The sequence below is a fragment of the Skermania sp. ID1734 genome, assembly GCF_007489285.1.
In the GTDB taxonomy this organism is placed as follows: domain Bacteria; phylum Actinomycetota; class Actinomycetes; order Mycobacteriales; family Mycobacteriaceae; genus ID1734.
Genome location: NZ_VLIY01000005.1, coordinates 214,993 through 232,622 on the forward strand (window position 1 = coordinate 214,993; position 17,630 = coordinate 232,622).

The 17,630-nt window shown below is 62.7% G+C and carries 13 protein-coding genes; 4 read left to right on the forward strand and 9 right to left on the reverse strand.

Features of this window, described 5'->3' with window-relative positions; all coding sequences use genetic code 11:
* Window positions 1-46 precede the first annotated feature (46 nt).
* The 7 genes from FOS14_RS08335 to FOS14_RS08365 form a co-directional block, all read right to left on the reverse strand.
* Window positions 47-805 (reverse strand): hypothetical protein, encoded by a 759-nt coding sequence (locus FOS14_RS08335; protein ID WP_143769823.1) that lies wholly within the window; start codon window positions 803-805, stop codon window positions 47-49.
* A complete protein-coding gene (locus tag FOS14_RS08340; protein ID WP_185981677.1) occupies window positions 802-2,718 on the reverse strand; it encodes a lipase family protein in 1,917 nt (638 codons plus the stop codon). Before FOS14_RS08340 ends, FOS14_RS08335 begins: the two co-directional genes overlap by 4 nt.
* A gap of 27 nt (window positions 2,719-2,745) precedes the next feature.
* Complete coding sequence (locus FOS14_RS08345; protein ID WP_255450178.1) at window positions 2,746-4,176, reverse strand: glycoside hydrolase family 71 protein; 1,431 nt, start codon at window positions 4,174-4,176, stop codon at window positions 2,746-2,748.
* Window positions 4,177-4,198: 22 nt separating this feature from the next.
* Window positions 4,199-4,882: a YveK family protein gene (locus FOS14_RS08350; RefSeq protein ID WP_143769826.1), complete on the reverse strand. Its 684-nt coding sequence runs from the start codon at window positions 4,880-4,882 to the stop codon at window positions 4,199-4,201.
* On the reverse strand, window positions 4,879-5,586 hold the full coding sequence (locus tag FOS14_RS08355; protein WP_143769827.1) for a YveK family protein: 708 nt from the start codon (window positions 5,584-5,586) through the stop codon (window positions 4,879-4,881). Before FOS14_RS08355 ends, FOS14_RS08350 begins: the two co-directional genes overlap by 4 nt.
* Entirely contained in the window at window positions 5,576-6,307 is a 732-nt protein-coding gene (locus FOS14_RS08360; protein ID WP_255450179.1) for an SGNH/GDSL hydrolase family protein, read from the reverse strand. The genes FOS14_RS08355 and FOS14_RS08360 overlap by 11 nt, the downstream gene beginning before the upstream one ends.
* A 61-nt stretch (window positions 6,308-6,368) precedes the next feature.
* Window positions 6,369-7,799, reverse strand: a complete 1,431-nt coding sequence (locus FOS14_RS08365; RefSeq protein WP_143769829.1) for an oligosaccharide repeat unit polymerase — start codon at window positions 7,797-7,799, stop codon at window positions 6,369-6,371.
* Window positions 7,800-8,451: 652 nt separating this feature from the next.
* Here FOS14_RS08365 and FOS14_RS08370 point away from each other — a divergent pair.
* Complete coding sequence (locus FOS14_RS08370; RefSeq protein WP_143769830.1) at window positions 8,452-9,486, forward strand: UbiA family prenyltransferase; 1,035 nt, start codon at window positions 8,452-8,454, stop codon at window positions 9,484-9,486.
* A 392-nt stretch (window positions 9,487-9,878) separates the two neighbouring features.
* Window positions 9,879-12,389 carry a LuxR C-terminal-related transcriptional regulator gene (locus tag FOS14_RS08375; protein ID WP_221936674.1) on the forward strand — a complete coding sequence of 837 codons (2,511 nt, stop codon included), beginning with the start codon at window positions 9,879-9,881 and terminating at the stop codon, window positions 12,387-12,389.
* 15 nt (window positions 12,390-12,404) lie between these two features.
* On the opposite strand, the gene FOS14_RS08380 is transcribed toward FOS14_RS08375, so the two are convergent.
* The gene (locus FOS14_RS08380) at window positions 12,405-14,900 is read right to left on the reverse strand and encodes a LuxR C-terminal-related transcriptional regulator (RefSeq protein WP_185981681.1); all 2,496 of its coding nucleotides are present in this window, start codon (window positions 14,898-14,900) and stop codon (window positions 12,405-12,407) included.
* A 348-nt stretch (window positions 14,901-15,248) separates the two neighbouring features.
* Between FOS14_RS08380 and FOS14_RS08385 the strand changes: the two genes are divergently transcribed.
* Window positions 15,249-16,445 (forward strand): CaiB/BaiF CoA-transferase family protein, encoded by a 1,197-nt coding sequence (locus FOS14_RS08385; protein ID WP_255450163.1) that lies wholly within the window; start codon window positions 15,249-15,251, stop codon window positions 16,443-16,445.
* A gap of 9 nt (window positions 16,446-16,454) precedes the next feature.
* On the opposite strand, the gene FOS14_RS24660 is transcribed toward FOS14_RS08385, so the two are convergent.
* Window positions 16,455-17,009, reverse strand: coding sequence for a chorismate mutase (locus tag FOS14_RS24660; protein ID WP_185981682.1), 555 nt, complete (start codon window positions 17,007-17,009; stop codon window positions 16,455-16,457).
* A gap of 88 nt (window positions 17,010-17,097) precedes the next feature.
* On the opposite strand from FOS14_RS24660, the gene FOS14_RS24665 reads away from it, so the two are divergent.
* Window positions 17,098-17,541 carry a hypothetical protein gene (locus tag FOS14_RS24665; protein ID WP_185981683.1) on the forward strand — a complete coding sequence of 148 codons (444 nt, stop codon included), beginning with the start codon at window positions 17,098-17,100 and terminating at the stop codon, window positions 17,539-17,541.
* Window positions 17,542-17,630 lie beyond the last annotated feature (89 nt).

A 17,630-nucleotide genomic window follows, 5' to 3' on the forward strand; every position in this document is an offset into this window, starting at 1 on the left:
TGAGTCTTCTTTCTTCAGCCGGTCCGGTGTTGGTGATTTGTGATGGTCAGTTCGCCCAAATTGCCTCGACGCTGGCAGGCGCGAGACCTGGCCGCGCCTCGTAAAGTTCCCAGCAGGCCACCGGCCCCGACCAGGCGGCAATACTCGGATCGGAAATGACCTGGCGCTGCCCGTCCGGCAGCATGATGGTCGCGGTAGCGCCCTCGCGGCTGATGTCGAAGACCTCCGGAGTGCCGAAGGCCGCAGCCTTGTATGTGCCCGATTTAAGGACGCGTTGGCCGGTGCCCGCTTCCCATACCCCGATAGACCAGGTACCCGGACCAGCAACGAAATGGACTCCGGCGTTGGGGCTGTTCGTGTCATGTCCGTCGACTCCCAGCTTCAGTGGCGACTGCCAGATCACGAAAGCCACACTGCCGGAATATGGTGCGAATGTGACTGTGCCGCCGAGCCTCTCGACGGGATGGGCAAGCGTCGCTTCCAGGTAGCTGGCAGAGTCTTTGACCAGCGGGTTCCCGTGGGAGAGTTTTCCGTCTTTGATTGAGAGCGGCGCCGAGTTATCCCCCTTCTCGACGGTGCTCAGCGTGTTCTGCCCCAGTTTCGCTGGTACGGGACCCGGTGCCACGTCGGCGAAGTTGACGTCGACGGCATGGGGTCCCGAAGGCTCAGAGACTGCGCCGACCAGCGACGAGTCGGCAATGGTCAGGTTCTGCTGCCGGTGTGCTATCACCACGATTCCGGCAACGATGACGATCGCGCCCGCGAGGAGCAGGCCAATCGTCCACCGCGTTGGTTTCCCGATCACGATGCCCAGGCTTTCGTGAATGCTGCCGGAGCTTCGCCCGGGTGCAACTCGTACAGTTCCCAGCAAGCGGCGTCGCCGATCCACTGACCGACGCGCGGGTCGGATGCGGTGCGAACTTCACCGTCGGGCAATCGGACGGTCAGGGTATCGCCGGACCGGTCGACCTCGAAGGTGCGAGGAGCGGCGAAGTCGCCGGGCGCTCGATAGTCGCCATAGAGCAGGCCGATCTCCCCGCCGCGGGTGGCGTCGAAAAGGCTGAGCTTCCACGATGTCGCTCCGGCGACGAAGTGAATGGCGCCCTTTGGCGGCGCGTTGTGACCGCGGCGGGCCTGCGCGAGCGAGTACTGCCACACCACCAAGGCGATGCTGCCGGATGGTCGCTGAAAAACCGCGGTCGCGCCGATGCGGGTTACCGGCGCCGCGAGCATCGTTTCCAGATAGCTCGCTGCGTTGTCGCCGATCGGCGCACCGTGAACCAGTCGCCCGGAAGCAATCGACGCTGGTTTCGCGCTGTGCCCGGCTTCGATCGTGGCCACCGGAACCCCACCGATGGAACCCGGCACATCGCCGTCAGGCAAGTGCGCGAAGTCGAAAGAGACTTCCGAGGGTGCCGACGTGGCCTGCGATGCCGCGGCAGGCTGCACGATCGATCCATTATCGGCGACGGTGCCAGGCGGCTGCCCACCGGGCACGGTCGGTTCAGGCTGTGGGGGCAAAGACGAGCAATTGTTTGGCGCGGGCTTTCCTGCAAGCCGGTCCAGCAGCCACGATCCGGCCAGTGCGGCACCAGAAACCGTACTGGTTTGCTCGTTTTGCATCACCAACTGGAGCGTGTCGCCGAGCTTGCATGCTTCCTGCGCACCCTTGCGGACCCACGCAGGTTGGACTGTCGCCCCATCGGAAAGATCTGCGAGCACGAGCATGGGACCGCTGCCGCGGCTTCGTGGACCGGCCAGGTCCGCGAGTGCCGACTTAAGGCGTTCTTGGTCTTGTGTAGTCGCGGGCGCGCTGTCGTCGCGCTTAAGCTGAGCGGCTCGTTGCGAGCGCTCATCGACGAGTGGTCCGTGACAGGACAGCCACATGTCTGGATTCGCCATCAGCGGCCCGTGTAAAAATGCTGCCGGGTTGAGGTCTGGGTGGGTGACGGCAACGCCCGCCAAAGTCATTGGTAATAACGCCTGTTGGACCTGATTGAGCCAGCCGGCCGCTGCCAGGTTGGCTAGACCTGACACGTCGATTGTGGGCGACATCGATGCCGAACCGAGGAAATCGAGGCCCTTGCCGTAGTCGCTGGCGAGTTCGTTCGCTGACCATGCTGCCTGTCCGCCTTCCGATACGCCGAAGGCCACCCACCGCGTCGAGGCAGTCGAGACCACGTGGCGCGCGGCACGGACAGCATCAATCATGTTGAAGCCCTCCGTGATTGGCTCGAGATACGGATGCTTCCCGGTCGGGCCAAGTCCTTCGTAATCGGTGAGCGCGACGACGAATCCGAGCTTGATCAATGATGCGACGACGAGGTCGTATCCGAGCAGGTCCGGATAGAGCGACGGACCACAGTTGTTGGAAACCCCGGTCGTGCCGTGTCCGTACGCAATGATCGGCCATCCTCCAGGTGGCGGAGGGCCAGCGGGCACGAACACCGCGCCGGTGACGACCCGACTGTCGCCGTCGATGCCCGACGCCGAACGGTAGGCGATCCGGTGCTCCGTGGCGCCGGATTTGCGCAACGGGTCGGACAAATCCGTCGCTGGTTCGTCCTTGACCACTTCACCGCGCTGGTCGGCGACGGATTGGGAAATTGCCGGCACCGTCGCGCGGTGCGGGGGAGCCTCACTCGCTTCGGTGGAGGCTGCGCACCCCGCGCACGCGAGCGACACGACAGTCGCCGCAGCAAGGTAGTTCCACCTCACATCAAGCACCCTTCTTCCCACCGTTGCTCACCCCTGCGATTCGGCCACGTACTGCAGATCTTGGACGTACGGTCGCGCGACCACCGGGTACGGCGAAGTGAATGCCAGCACCGGGTGTCCAGCACGACTGACCACCGCATCAACACGAATGTCAGCGGTGAGCGGCTGCGGCAACGCGACGAGGCAGAGTCCGACGCCCGCGGGGACGGAACAGGTTTGCGTGCGGTCCCCGGCACGCACCGTCACCTCCGCGGGTGCGCGCAAAAATGTCAGGGCCTCGGCGGTGTCACGTGGCGGGCTACTCCCGGCTCGCAAGGTCATCGGGCTGACGGTCGGATAGGTCGGTTCGGTCGCGACCAGTTGGGTGCGATGGGTGAGAACGACCCGATCGTGGATGGACTGCGGTGCCAGACCGGTTTTGAACAGCCCTGCATAGTAGTTGCAGATCTGTAGAAAGCTGTCACCGTGTTTGACTGACGGGGCGAAGGCGGTGCCCTCGCTGTAGTCGTTCCACGTGACCATCAGCGCCCAGTCGGCCTTGGAGTCGATGGCGATCAACCACGTGTTGCGAAGGTTCTGGGTGTTCTCGGCCTCGTCGTATACGGCTTGGTTAGGGCGTTCGTCCTGCACCGAAATCGGCTGCATCCAGATCTTTCCGAGCTGTTGAACCTTTCGGACACGTTCCGAGGGCGCCCCGATAACCGGATTGAATGCCGGGTTTCGCCCGCCCCATTCCGACATGCCGTAGGAAATGGCTGCGAAGCTGTCGATGTAGGGGAGCGGGTTGAGAAACAGCGGAACCAGCGCCACCGGGGTGTGGAACGTCTCGCGCATGATGTCGAGAAACGTTTTCCACCACGTCGCGTCGTGACGTTCCGCCATCACCGGCGAGACCACAAGCCGGCCGTCATCGAGACGAAATGCGGCCGGCTGGCCGGCGAGATACGCAATCTCGGCGGCTAACTGTGTCGGAGTGAGCTGGGCCATCTCTCCACTCATGTCGGGTTGCAACATGATCTTGAATGTGGGCGATACGGCTGCTGCCGCGTCGAGGAGCAGTTGCGGCACCGCCGAGACCCACTGCGGGTCGGTATGCGGCGTCAAGATGTCAATACCGAAGCCATCGATCCCGTAACGCGCCGCGGTAGCGACCTCGTCGCGCAAATCGGCTGCGCGCCAGTTTCCGGAACGTGGCTCGCGCGGAATCGGCCGGTCGCGAAGCAATCCGCCATATGCGGCATGCTTTCCGTTCTCCCCGAAAGGATTTAGGTATTGGGTGGCGTAGTAGTCCGATGCTGGCGGGGCATTATCCAGTGAGACCGGGTACGGCGGAAAGTAGTGCGCGAACACCAGTCGAGGTTTCGCAGGTACCGAGCGACCAGCTGGCATGGACTGGCCGAACGTGGTGGCAACGCTGATGGCGATCAGCACCACCAGAAATCTGCGAAGCATAACCATGTCGCGCAACTGTCCGATTCTGCTATCGAGACAAATACATTGACGATCCGACAGCACCATTTGAGGATGGATTGGGTCCGGTACGCCTGCGACGACCCATCGGTTGGCTGCCGTGCGTTGACTCCCACCGCCGAAGGAGCCAGATCAGCGTCGCCCCGGACACGATGCCGATAGCTACTCCTACTCCGATATCGATCAGCGGTTGTGGCGACGACGGAGCAGACGGAGCGTGCGCACGCTCGACGACGGAAACCACCATGTTCGACCGGTCGGTCTGCGGCGCCGTTTCGAGTTTGCTCACGTACTGGCTGAAGTTGGTCGCGTATGAGTCGGCGATCGCGGCTGCTTGCGTCGCGGAGCGGTCGCTTACCGACACCTGTACGACGACCGTCTTGGGCAGTTGCTTTGCCGACACCTCTTTGACCAAGTCGTCTGGCGACATCTTCAGCGACAGGTCATCGATCACCTTGGCAGCGAGGTCGGTGGTGGTTACGAGTTGGACGTACGTGGCGGCGCGTTGCTGAGAGAACAAGTCCCCCTGGTACGCGCCTGTCGAGTCGCTGCTCGATGGGGAACCCAAGAACAACAACGTTGAGGCCGTATATGTGTTGGGTGCGACGAGCCAGAAGACGAGCCCGCCGAGGGCGCCGAGGATCGCTGTGGCAATCAGGATCCAGGCAGGTTTCGTTTGTGCGGCCAGTTTCATCGGCTGGTGCTCCTGTCGGGCTCTGTAGAGCGGGATTCGGTACTCGCGCGGTTTCCGTTTGTTGTCGACGTGACCGGTTGTCGCGCGCTAAGGCCGGTGCTTGCGGCAGCTAGGGAGACTCCGAACAGCAGACCCACTGCGGCGCCAATGATGAGGTTGAATGCCACATGCGGTTCGGCGAGAGTTCGCGGTGTCGTGGCTGGGCTGATGACAACGGGCTCAACAGTTGGAATCAGCGACCCACGCGGGGTCTCGATTGCGCGTATCTCGCTGGCCAACTCGGCACTGACGCCGTCCGCAAGTTCTCGAGCGCGCGATGGTGATCGGTTCTGCACGTTGATGTCCAGCAGTACCGTGTCGGGGATCAGATGCACAGAGGTGTTCGCGGCGAGATCGCGCGGGTCCATCGGTATCTTCGTGTTGCCGATCACTCTGGCGGCCACCGCCTCGCTCGAGGCCAACCGCGCATAGCTGCGCGCGCGCTGTTGGGCGAACTCGTCGGCATGGTAAGGGCTCGTTTCAGCGGTATCCGCCGTCGTGACGTTGTTCCACCCTGGAGTGCGCAAAAAGACGCGTGCGGTCGATTCGAACATCGGTGTTTGCATGAGTGAGAAGCCAATGCCGGCCACGAGTCCCGCCATGAGGCAGACCAACACCAAGCGCCACTTGCGCCGCAGCACGTACGCGAATGTCTCAATGTCCATTGGACACCTGCTCCTCGACCTGTTTCAGAAAGCCGGTGTCGCGAAGGTCGCGCACTATCCGCTCGGCGATAAACCGGGCCCCGTAAAGACTGGGATGAATCGGGGAAGCTTCGTTGGTCAAAGTGCTTATATCGATGCCGCGATACCAGCCCTCGGCGACAGGATCGATGAGTGTGACGCCCTCAGCGGCGGCAAGGCGCGTGTATCCGTCCCTGATCTGTGGGTAAGTGAAATAGGGTATCGACGACAGATACGAAGGCACGATTGCCGCTAGTTTCGCAGTGGGCCACAAGGACTTGACCTTCGCTATGTACGCCGCGATTGCCGGCAGCACCCGATCCGCTGGATAACCCAGATCGTTACGTCCGGCGTCGATAATTACGGCGTCTACGGAAAAGATCTCTTTGTCTTCGTCGAGACGGTCGATCGCACGGTTGGAATCAGTGCGGAAGGCGCGCCCATCGCTAATGAATCCGGTGGCGCCTTGCGCATCGACATCGCAGTTCCAGCCGATCGTCCGACAAACGATGTAGGAGTAGCCGTCGTGCGTTCCCAGTCCTGCTCCGGCGGTGAAACTGTCTCCGACGAACAAGACCGACGGGGCGGTAGAAATCTCCAAAGGCGCTGGTTGTGGTGCAGACTTGGCGGCATTCTGAATTGGCGGAACAGACATTCGTTCATGCAGGAAGAATCCGCCGACCACTGCGCAAACCACGAGCACAGCCAAGGCGATCATCCCGCGCGAGCTGCGCCGGGGGCCGGATTGCTCTGTAAAGGCGTATCTATGCGACACTGGCGACCCCCCTTTTCCAGCGCGTGACAAAGAGCGCACAAGCCACAATCACCGTCAAATACGACATCGCCTGGAGCAGCGAGCCGCGCAGCAGAATGATCAAATAAAAGGGAAGAATGCACGCGAGGACAGAGGGCGCCCGAGTTCGATCAAGCGTCAATTCGATTCGTTTGTCTTGTACACGAGTGACGATACCCAGCGCAAACATTCCCAGCACTAATGCCAGCCAGCGACCATTGATATACAGTTCGGTCCATAGCGGGGCTGACAAATTCTGAAACGTATATCCGCGACTATCGGCAAGGAGAATCCCGGTGTCGTTGGGCTTGTCGGGCCATACGCGTCGCGGCACCCAGAAAAACAGTACGCCCAACGCTTGCTTACCGTCGGTGGGCCCGTTGCGCTCAACATAGAGCACGGTGTTGTTTATTTGGTCGAATGCGTCGTAGTCCGCGGAGGTCAGCGTTTCCATGGGACCTCCGCTCTTGAACTGCGCGTCGCTCGTATACCGAAATGCGTCGGCGAGCGGAAACACCACAATCAATGCGGCGATCGCCAGCACCGCGACGACCCGAAATCGTTGGCGGGTGGCGAAGAGTCCGAGCACGGCTGCTACCGCTAGCGCTGTTGTGCCGAAGAGGTAACGCGCGCTTGAGATCGGGTTGAGCATGATCGCAAGGGTGATGGCGCAAGCGATCAGCACGCCCAATATGAGCCAGTCGTGTTTGGAACGGTCGTGCCAGATTTTCGCCAAGGCGACAAAGGCTACGAGCACCGCCATTGTGGAAAGCGCCGTCACGATTCCATAGGTGGACATTTCCGGCCAAACGGCAGTCGTTGCCTGGAGTCGGGCTTGGCGGTTGGACACCATCGCCTTGAGCCCTACCTTCGCGGCGAAATAGGTGTCGAAGGCTATGGCCAGCGAAGCAAGTACGAGAGTCCGTCGACGATCGAGGCCGCGCACAACCCGCCGCCTCGGTCGGTTCCACCAGCGGGCAGTTCCGGCAATCATGCCGAGCGCAAAGGCCGCAAGCCCGACGAGGACGATCACCATCGCGGGTCCGTTGAGCCAGGGGTCGATGTTCGGCGTCGTGTCGGGGTATTGCTGCATCCGCAGCTGCACGAGCGGTGCGACCCCGAGGAAGACGTAGACGAAGACCCAGAACGACATTTCGATCAGCCGGCGTCGTCCTTCCCCGACAATCCACGCATAACGGCAACCGGCAATGGCTATGACAACGAGAGCGCCAATCCACGTGTGATCTTGTGGTGCCGGAGTGAAGCGGATGAATATCGCGGGCAGTATCGCGACGAGAATTACCCCTACCCACACGGCGATCAGTGGGCCGGTTAAGGCGTTGCGGTCCGTCGACGTGCCGGTCGGGACACCCCGGCTGGCCGCTATCGCCGTGCCGATCATTTGTAGCCGCTATCGTCGGGGAACTCTGACCGGGTGCTCGACACGGTTTCTGCCGCGGATGCATAGGCGTCGATGGCTGATCGTCGCTTCTGCCCGAAGGGCCTAGAGCGCGCGATTGGCATCAGGAGTTCACTCCATTTTCGTGGTCGAACAGCCGTCGAATCCATCTAAGGGCGTCGCGTGCCCTCCAGATTTGGCTGTCGCGAAGGACGCTTCGTCGCGAGCGTAGCAAACGTTTGGCGTCGCTGGCTAACTCTGGTTTACCGTATACGCAGAGTATGGGGTGAATGTTGTAATTTGGTGAGAACGTAAGCGCTGCTGTGCGATTCAGGCATGCTTACGTAACGAGAATCACCCTAGAGTTCACCCTAGGAATCCACTCGTCGTTGTGCTAATGCGCATTCCACCGCTGATAGCAATCACTTAGCTAAACAAGGCAGGGGCATACGTTGCTCGATGGCAAGCCAACGGAGGCGGCAAGTTGAGGCGAGCAGTGGACATATATTGCGCTCACCCGCGCCCATGTGCACCACTCATTCGCGCCTGCAATAAACTGCTTGCCCAAACCCAGTTGTATTACTGTGCAGTTGATCTTGCCGTCAGCGCCCGCTTCGACCATCGCGACGGCAGCGAATCGGGGTGAACTTGATCGATGCCGCGCACCAACTCTCGGGGCGCCGACAGCGCCGACAGCCTCGACGCTGAAGCGGAGCCAATCTCGCGCTGGAGCCGGGCGTGGCGCTTACTCCACGCTCATGCCGAAATCTGCCGCCCGGACACCGTTTTCTACGCCGGTCTTGTCGCCCTTGCGGGCGCGGGAGTCGCCGAGTCCACCGCTGCCAATTGGCGACTCGTCATAGCGTGGATAGTCCCGACCTTCGCCTGGGTAGCGTCAATGTACGGCGGCGACTTTTTCGACCGCGAACTCGATGCGCAGGCGAAGCCATCCCGACCGATCCCCAGCGGCCGCATTGCCAGTCGTACCGCCTTCGCATGTGCGGCGGGATTGGTCAGCACCGGATTCGTTCTCACCGCGGTAGTCAACTACCGGGCTTTGGTGGTGGCATTGATTGCCGCCGTATCGGGCATCGCATATGCCAAGGTGCTCAAAGCCAGAGGGCTGGCTGGCAACGTGGCGCACAGCGTGCCGACAGTCGCAGCCTTCATCTTCGGCGCAATGGCGGTGCATCCGACGCCGACCCACCCGATCGCCATCGTCACCATCGCGGTGATGCTCGGAATTCACGATTGCGGGTCAAACCTGCTTGGCGCGCTCGGTGACCGCGATGGCGACCGAGCTAGTGACTGCGCTACGTACCCCGCCGTGCACGGCGACGCTGCGACCGTGCGGGTCCTTGCCGCGATCTTCGCGTTGTGGGCAGTTCTGGCGCTGCTGGTGCCGTTTGTTCTGCCAACCGAATTCCATGCCGCCTACTATGGCGCCGGAGTGGCCGTAGCGCTGGCGCTTGTCGCCACCAGCCTGTTGATCGTGGTGCGCAGTGCACGACCGATCTCGAAGCGTTCTTGCCGGCGAGCTCACGAGGTGCTTGTCGTCGAGCGACTCGTCCTGCCGTCGGCACTACTCGTCGCCTCCGGTCATTACGTGATCTTCGCCGCCGTGGCTGTGCCATCGCTTGTCGCCACGGTCCTCGCGACGGTTCTCATGCGCGAACGACGCAGTTGGTGACGAGCGGCGCGGATTGCTGGTCCACCCGTAATTTCACCCCTTTGCGTGCGTCTTTTGGGCCGCCGCACTCAATAGAGTGAACGCGACGATCACCGAATGCCCTTTCGGGTGATGGTTATAGGCGAGGCATCTCCGGTTCACCCCCCGACGAACCGGAGGTGCCCCGCTTTTTTGTCGGCAGTTTTTTGTCGGCAGTGTGCGAGGACCCTTGGTCGGTAGCTGACCGCTCCGCAACCACGCCAGTCGCGAGTTGGTGAAATCGAGGGTGAATTTGCGCAAATCGGACAAAACCTGTCGCGTGGACCGTTTTTGACCTGTTTAGTTGACCAGGGGTCGGGTCAAAAAGGCGTCGCGCGTTTAGTGCGATGCGCACCAAGGGGGCTCAATTGACCATGCAGCAGCGCGCAGCGCTTCCGCGTGCCCGACTGTTCGACATCTTGGACTCAGAGCGACTCGTCGTTGTGCGTGGCGCACGAGGGTCCGGGAAGTCTGCCCTGATCACCTCGTGGATCGAGCACGGAGGTGCGAAAGGTCGCGTGGTCTGCCGGATGCGGCCGCCGGCGCCGAACACGACCGCCGACGAGTACTGGTCCGCGTTAATCGACAAATTGCGCCGCAGCGGAGTAATCCTGTCGGCAACTGACACGACAGGTGACGGCAGCGCGTTCGCCACCCTGATCCGGACACTTGCCCAGATCGACGTGGACGTATTGCTCGTCGCTGAGCACCCTACGCGGCTCGACGCTGTTGAGATCGCCGGGCAATTTGCGCAACTGGCCACCGACTGCCCGCGGGTTCATGCGGTGATAGAGACCTGGCACGTGCTGTATGGGTATGTCCAGCTGCTCACCGAAGGTATTGCGGAAATCGGCCCGCACGACCTGCGATTCACGTGTGACGAGGTCGCTGAGCTGTTCGCCAACTATGGGTTCCAGCTAACCCCCGAGGTCGTCCGTTCGCTGCGGCACACCCTGGGCGGCGAAGCCTTCGCGACCGACCTTGCGCTGCTTATGTCGAAACGACTGGGCTATGCAGCAGTGGACGAATTCGGCGATGCGGCACCCGAACTCGTTGCCGTACTTATCGACACTGTCGAGCAATTGCTGTCTCGCTCCAGCGTGACGGCCTGGCGCGCGGCGATCCTGGCGACCGCCCCCGCGCGCAAACTCACGAATGAAACGGCGGCAGTACTGGGAGTCACCGACGCCGAGGAACTTTTCGAAACCCTGGAGCGTCAGGGACTGCTGCAGCGGACGTCTAGTGATCTGGCGTGGGAATACCCGGCGGCGCTGCGGTTCGGGCTGCTCGAGCTCGAGCGGCGCAACGACCCCTCGCTTGGCAAGCAAGCCTTGATCCGCCTTGCGGAGCACAGCCTGGCCGCCGACGATCCCACCGCGGCTCTGCATTACGCCGTCGATGCCCGCGCCTGGAAGCGTGCTGGCCGGATACTTTTCGCTCACTATGCGCGCATTGTCGATGAGGATCTCGGCGGGCTCTTTCGGGCCGTCTGCATGTTCCCGCGCTCGGAACTGGCTCGATTCCCCTTGGTGCGTGCGGCCAGGTTCGCACTGACGACGTGTAATGAATCCGCGATCCACTCGGTCGAGTTGCCAGAGTCTTTCGAGGATCTGGCGGCTCTGGGCGCAAGCCAGGACGTAGCCGAAACGGTGACGATGGCGATAACCGAAGCTGTCGCATTGCGTCGCAGCGCCAAGTTCGCGGAGGCCGTCGCATTGAGTCGGCGTATCGAGCCCATCCTCTACGGCGCCCGGGACGCCGGCAACGAGGATGTGGCGCGCCGCGCGCCGCTGATCTACCTGCAAACGGCGGTGACCTACCAATTGACCGGCGAATTGGCCGACGCGACGTCGGACTTCCAAGTGGCATTCCGGGACGGACACCAATTCGTCCGGCGCCAGGCGGCCGGTGGGATTGCTCTGAACTGGGCGCTGTGTGGCGACGCCCGCCGGGTGCGCAAGTGGCTCGACGTAGAGAACGCGCAACCGTTCCAGGACGGCGAGTTCGGCGATTTCATGCGCGTTGCCGGGCGGTGTGCTGCGGTGTTATATCACCTCGATCAGTTCGACTTTGTGACCGCTGATGCCCTCCTGCAGGGGCTCGGCGGACCGGCTTTCCATGACGAGCTGTGGGCGTTCATCGCCTATGCGCGCTGCCAGGCATCGCTGGTGACCGGTCGCGTGGACGAGCCGCTGAGCTGGGTGACCCGCACGATAGCGGAGCACCGCGCGCACTTCGCCCAGTCGCCCTTTGCCGACGACCTGCTCACCGCAGTGCAGGCTGAGCTGGAACTTGCGGCCGGGCAAGCTAATTCGGCGGACGTGCGGATCAACGCAACGACGTCGAAGCACCCAGTGGTCGTGGCGGCGCGCGCCCGCACCCAGTTGCTTACCGGGCGGCCCGAGGATGCGATCGCCACGGTGACCGAAATAGATTGGCCAGCTTCCGGTTACGTGCGAGCGCATATCGATGGCCTGCTGATCAAGGCGGCAGCTCATCTCGATCTGGGAGACAAGCCGCACGCGGTGGCCAGCTGGCGGCAGGCATGTTTCCTTGCGGAGCACTCGGATTGCCAATTGCCCTTCGCCTTCATGGCGCTGGATCGCCGGACCCTCTTAGCGGAGGCCGCGGACATGCCAGGCCCGGCGGTGCCCGCCGGATCCGATATCTTTCCGGCGGCAGCACCTTTCGTTCGACTGTCGGTGCGGGAACGGGAAGTTTTGCGGCTGTTGGCCGAAGGAGCTGCTGCGCACCAGATCGCCAGAAAGCTCTTTGTCTCGGAGAACACGATCAAGACGCAGCGGCGCAGTATTTACAAAAAGCTCAACGCAGCGAACCGGAGCCAAGCCGTCTCGACCGCTCAGGAACTGCGCCTACTGGCATAGGACGAGCTACCCGAGCTATGAGACCTGCATGTCCGCATGGTCGAGTAGGTGCAACCGCGCCGCCTGTGCGAGCGCTTGTTCTCGGGTATTGACGCCGAGTTTTCGGTACAGGCTTCGCAACTGAGTCTTGACGGTGTTGGGCGAGACGAACTGGTTCTTCGCTATCGCGGTGAGGGTCAAACCTTGCGAAATAAACTGCAGCAGTTCACTTTCGCGCGGCGTCAGCCGCACCACCGCGAGGCTTCCCGCAGGAAATACCGGCGGCTGCAGCGCGGCAAGCGCGGGCGCGGAAACCCCGGTCAATTCGCTGAGCCGATCTCGGTGGGCACTGCCGAGCAGAGCGAACGGCAGATAGCAGCCGCATCGCTCCGCGATCCGGCAGGCCGTGCGCCAACATTGGGTCGCCGCATCGTCGTCGCCACCGCTGACGTGAGCGGCGGCTTCGATAAGCATCGCGTCGATGCGTACTCGCGCACATGTCTCTTCGCTGTGCGTGGCTCCCGACGCTGCGGCGAGCGCTGCGTCGGGACGTCCGGTGAGTAGCTCGGTTCGGGCGCGAGCTACGAGAAGTGCTGGGCCACTGCGGGCTTGGACATTGTCGAGGACTGCCACGGCGGCGTTGGCATCTCCGGCGGCGAGGTGCAGGTCTACACGCACCGCAGTGATCAGGCGATGCCCCAGGGACTCCGGGACGTAGTAGTGGCGGTGCTGCTGAATCATGGTGTCGAGCCAGTCCAGACCCTCGGTGGGCTCGCCGCACAGCAGGGACCACAGCGCTCTGACGTAGGCCATGAGCGCCCACCGCTCTTCCCGAAATTCCGGCTCACCGAGGTTGTCGAGAACCTGCCTCGCCGCGTCGAGGTCGAATCGTTCGAGGTGACACAACGCTTGCGCGCAGTCGCCCGGCAGCCGCATCGAGGTGCCCCACCGCCCGGGCGGATGAGCCTGGTCGGCCCCGGCGCGCAACCATTGAACGGTGCGCGGCATATCGCCTTGTAACGCCCAGTTGAGCGCCAACACACCCGCGGACTTGCGACGTACAGCGCTGCTCCCGGACCGGAACGCATAGAGCAATTGCGTTGCCGCGCTGCTGTAGCGTCCGGCAAGTTGGAAAGTCGTGGCCAGCGTCAGCCGCAACATCGAGCGCTGCGCGTCGAGATGCGGCTTGTTCATCTCGAACACGTCATCCAAGATCCGGTGGATTCGCTCGGCTAGTTCTACCGCCTCCCCGTAGTAGCCCAACCGCCGCAGCCCCAGCGCTCTGATCGTCGCCCGGGTCGCGATCGACATGGCTTCCTCGCTCGTGGCGATGGCCGCCAAATCGGCGTCGGTGGTGGGCAAATCGGCGACAACCAAAGGCATTTCGCCGAGACCGATCAGACTCGAGCGCGCCGCCTGAACCACCGGAAACGATTCACGGTGCTCGTCCGGAAAAGCCTGCAAGACCCGTACCGCACCCGCGAGGTCCTCGTCGATGATGCGCGCGAAGTGTTTCTCGAAAATTTCTCCGACGACCGTCCAGTTCTCCGCATCGCAGGCATACAGCGTCGCCTCGGTCGCGTTGTCTTCCGCGAGCGCGCTTGCGGCGAGGGCGTCGAGCGTCTCCGCGACATCGTCGTCGAGTTCGCGACGCGCGATCTGCAGCAGGCCCATACGCAGGGCCGCTGGGTACTCCACCAGGCTGTCGCGAGATCGGCGTTGCAGCAGGCCTAGCTGTTCCAGCGCCGGCGGAACGGTGTCAGGATTGATGGTGCGCAGGGGCGCCCATTCGAGGACCACTTTCCGCCACGGGGAAACGTCGTTCCGATCCAGGACCGCCTCGGCCGTCGCTGACAATCGGGCAAGGTATTCAGGAACCGGCCCGCCGCGCAGATCGACCACCGGGTAGCCGAGCTGTTTGGCCAGGCGAGCCGCGAGCACCGTCGGCGCGACCTCGCCATTAATCAACCGGTGCAACCGTTCAGCTGCTTCGGAACCGAGTTCGATACCGACCGTGCGGTGCACGGCGATAATTTCTTCCACGGTGAAACACAGTTGCTCCGGACCGATTTCGACGTGACCGTCGACGGCCGCCAACTCGACTGCGTCGAAGATTGCCGCGCGGGTTTCCACGATCACCGACAACTCGGAACAACGCCTCAGCAACTCGAGCAGGCGCGCACCGACCGCCGGGGCGTCCACACAGTTGCCGAGTTGGTCGAGCACCATAACGAGATCACCGTCGATTGCCGACGCGGCTTCGTCCACACTGAACGACGCATCCTGCGGTGATCCAGTGCCGCGGAGCCCGCGCAACACGGTGTTCAGATATTCCGCGGCGCTGCAGCCGAAGACGGGCTCCGGGATCCGCACCACCCGCGTGCGTGGCTCGAGGCGCGCGATCCACGCATCGATCACGGTGGACTTGCCCGACCCCTCCGGTCCACGCACTACGGCCAAACGGACACCGTCGTTGAACTCGTCGAGGAACCTGCTCCTGAACACGGCACTCTGGTCGATGCCGAGGGGCATACGTCGTGTTAGTAGAGGCTGATGCCGGAAGTTGCGTCCGTTTTCCGCCGGGGTGTGCAGTGAGCTATGACTGTCGCCTGTCAAGGCACTCACCCCAAACGATCGCCGGTGCAAACCGCGCTTTCGCATTACGGCAAGCATTCGACGCGACACCAACGCAAACCTTCATGCAATACCTGTCTGTCCCCGGAGGGGACGCGTAAACATTTTTAACCGAATTCACCCGCTAAGTAATCCTTCTGCGAGTGGTTGAAAATATTGCACTCCACAACTGTCCGAATTGTGTTGAGCAATCGGCCTGTCGCCGCGCATTGGACGCCCGCCGCCGTTATGTGCAGGCTGAAGCACATGAACGCGCCTCTTCCGCTCGCGGGCGTCACCGTCGTGACGCTGGAACAAGCAGTCGCAGCTCCGATGGCGACTCGACACCTGGCCGACCTGGGAGCCCGCGTCATCAAAATCGAACGGATCGGCGAGGGCGATTTCGCGCGCAATTATGACCACGCCGTGCATGGCCTGGCCACCCATTTCGTCTGGCTCAACCGGGGCAAGGAATCAGTGGCGCTCGACCTGAAGTCGGCCAGTGGGCTGCAGGTGGCGCATCGGTTGATTTCTCACGCTGACGTTTTCGTGCAGAACTCCGCACCTGGAGCTGCCGAGCGACTTGGCCTGGACCCGGAGCAGTTGCACGAGAAGAATCCGCGGCTCGTGATCGCCAGCATCTCCGGTTACGGCACCGCGGGCCCGCTGCGTGACCGGAAGGCCTACGACATGCTCATCCAGGCCGAGTCCGGACTCATCTCGGTCACCGGCACTCCCGAGACGGCAACCAAGACCGGCGTGCCCAGCTCCGACATCGCGGCCGGGTTGTACACCAGTCAGTCGGTCCTCGCGGCACTGTTCCGTCGGGAACGCACCGGCCGCGGCGCAATTATCGATATTTCGATGTTCGACGCCACCGTCGAATGGCTCGGCCATCCGATGTACATGCAGCTGTACGGCGGTCGGCAGATCCCACGGATGGGACTGGGCCACGCCTCGATCACTCCGTACGACGCATTCCCGACCAGTGACGGCGAGATTCTGATCGGTGTGCAAAACGATCGCGGTTGGCGGACGTTGGTCACCGACGTGCTCGACCGGCCAGATCTCGCCGACAATCCGCAGTACGCCACGAACCCGCTTCGCGTCGCGAACCGCGCAGCGTGTGACGCGGCCGTGGCCGCGGAAACCCGGCGATTCACCACCGCGGAACTCGACGCGCGACTGGCCGCCGCTGGAGTGCCGGCCGCCAAGATCAACGACATGGCCGGACTGGTCAACCACTCGCAGCTGGCCGAACGTGACCGCTGGCGCGAAATCGATACGCCAATCGGTCCGGTGCAGGCGCTGTTGCCGCCCATGACTTTTCGCGACATCGAGCTGCCGATGGGTGCAATTCCCGCGCTGGGCGCGCACTCTGAGGCGGTGCTGGCCGAACTTGGTTACGGTGCAGATGAAATCGATCAGCTGGTGGCCGATGGAATCATCGGCCACCAGAGATAGGTCGATCAACTAATTGCAGAGCGACCGGACCGCTCGGGCGGTAGCGGCCACGTGGAGTGCGTCCAGTCCTTGCTCGCCGCCTTGCGTGGCGACCGCGTCGGTGAGCAGTAGCGGACAGCTTGGTTCCGCCAAAGACACGGCCACCGCGCGTAGTTGCGTGACCATCGCGCCGTTGGCCGTGTCGATTTGTTTCCGAGGCCCGGACAGATCCGGGCGGTGCACGGGCGGTGAGGCCAACCGCGTGCTCCACATCGTGAACAGTGCCCGCTGAACCAACTTGTTGGCCTCGATCTGGTCGCGGAAAACCGCATCGGCGCGAATCGGATCGACGCCCTCGCGCAGGGCCTGTATCCGAACGGACTCCAGTACTTGTTGCTCGCGTGCGGGATCATCGATCGGCCCGGCCGGATACTTGGCAGCCGCGACGGCGTCCGCGGTCTCGAGGCGTTGCACGACCGCGGTCACCAGCGGCGTCAACGGGTTGGCCGGTGCCGCATGGGCGAGGCCGTTCGCCCAGAACGTCAAGCCGGTGGTGAATATCAGCGTCACGAGTAGGCCTGGCATGGATCGATTATTCGCCTGGCGCTGGTGGTAGCCGTCCCGGGCCGCCAAGTGGTATATCGGATATGTCGTAGTTTTCAGGAGCGCGTAAGTGCCGCTGGTTGCGCTGGCCATCCTGGTGTGCACCGCACTGAGTGGCCTGGTAATACTCGGTGCCTGGTTAACCCGCAGCGAGGTTCGCCGTGCTCGCGGACGGCGCGGACGGCACCGCAGATTGCCCCCGACTTTGGTGTTCAGCCACGTCGGCTTCGCTCTTGCCGGCGCCGCCACCTGGGTCGCGTTCACCATCCTGGGCCGCGACCAGGTCGGGTGGGCCAGCCTGGGACTTCTCGTCGTGACCGCGATGCTCGGCGCGACAATGTTCATTAGGTGGATACCGAGCTACCGGCGTCCGATACACCTCGGCGTTGGCCCTGGGTCCGCGCATCGGGCACCCGACCACTCGAACCTGCCGATAGCCGTCGTCGTTACGCATGGCATTTTCGCGGTGACTACCGCGGCATTGGTCATCTGGACAGTGTTCGTCGCCATCTAGAGCGGTCCGTGATTGTCAGACCCTACAGAAATCCTTGAAAAGTCAGTGCGGTCAGACAACCCGATGTTCCGATCGCAAGCGGACTATAG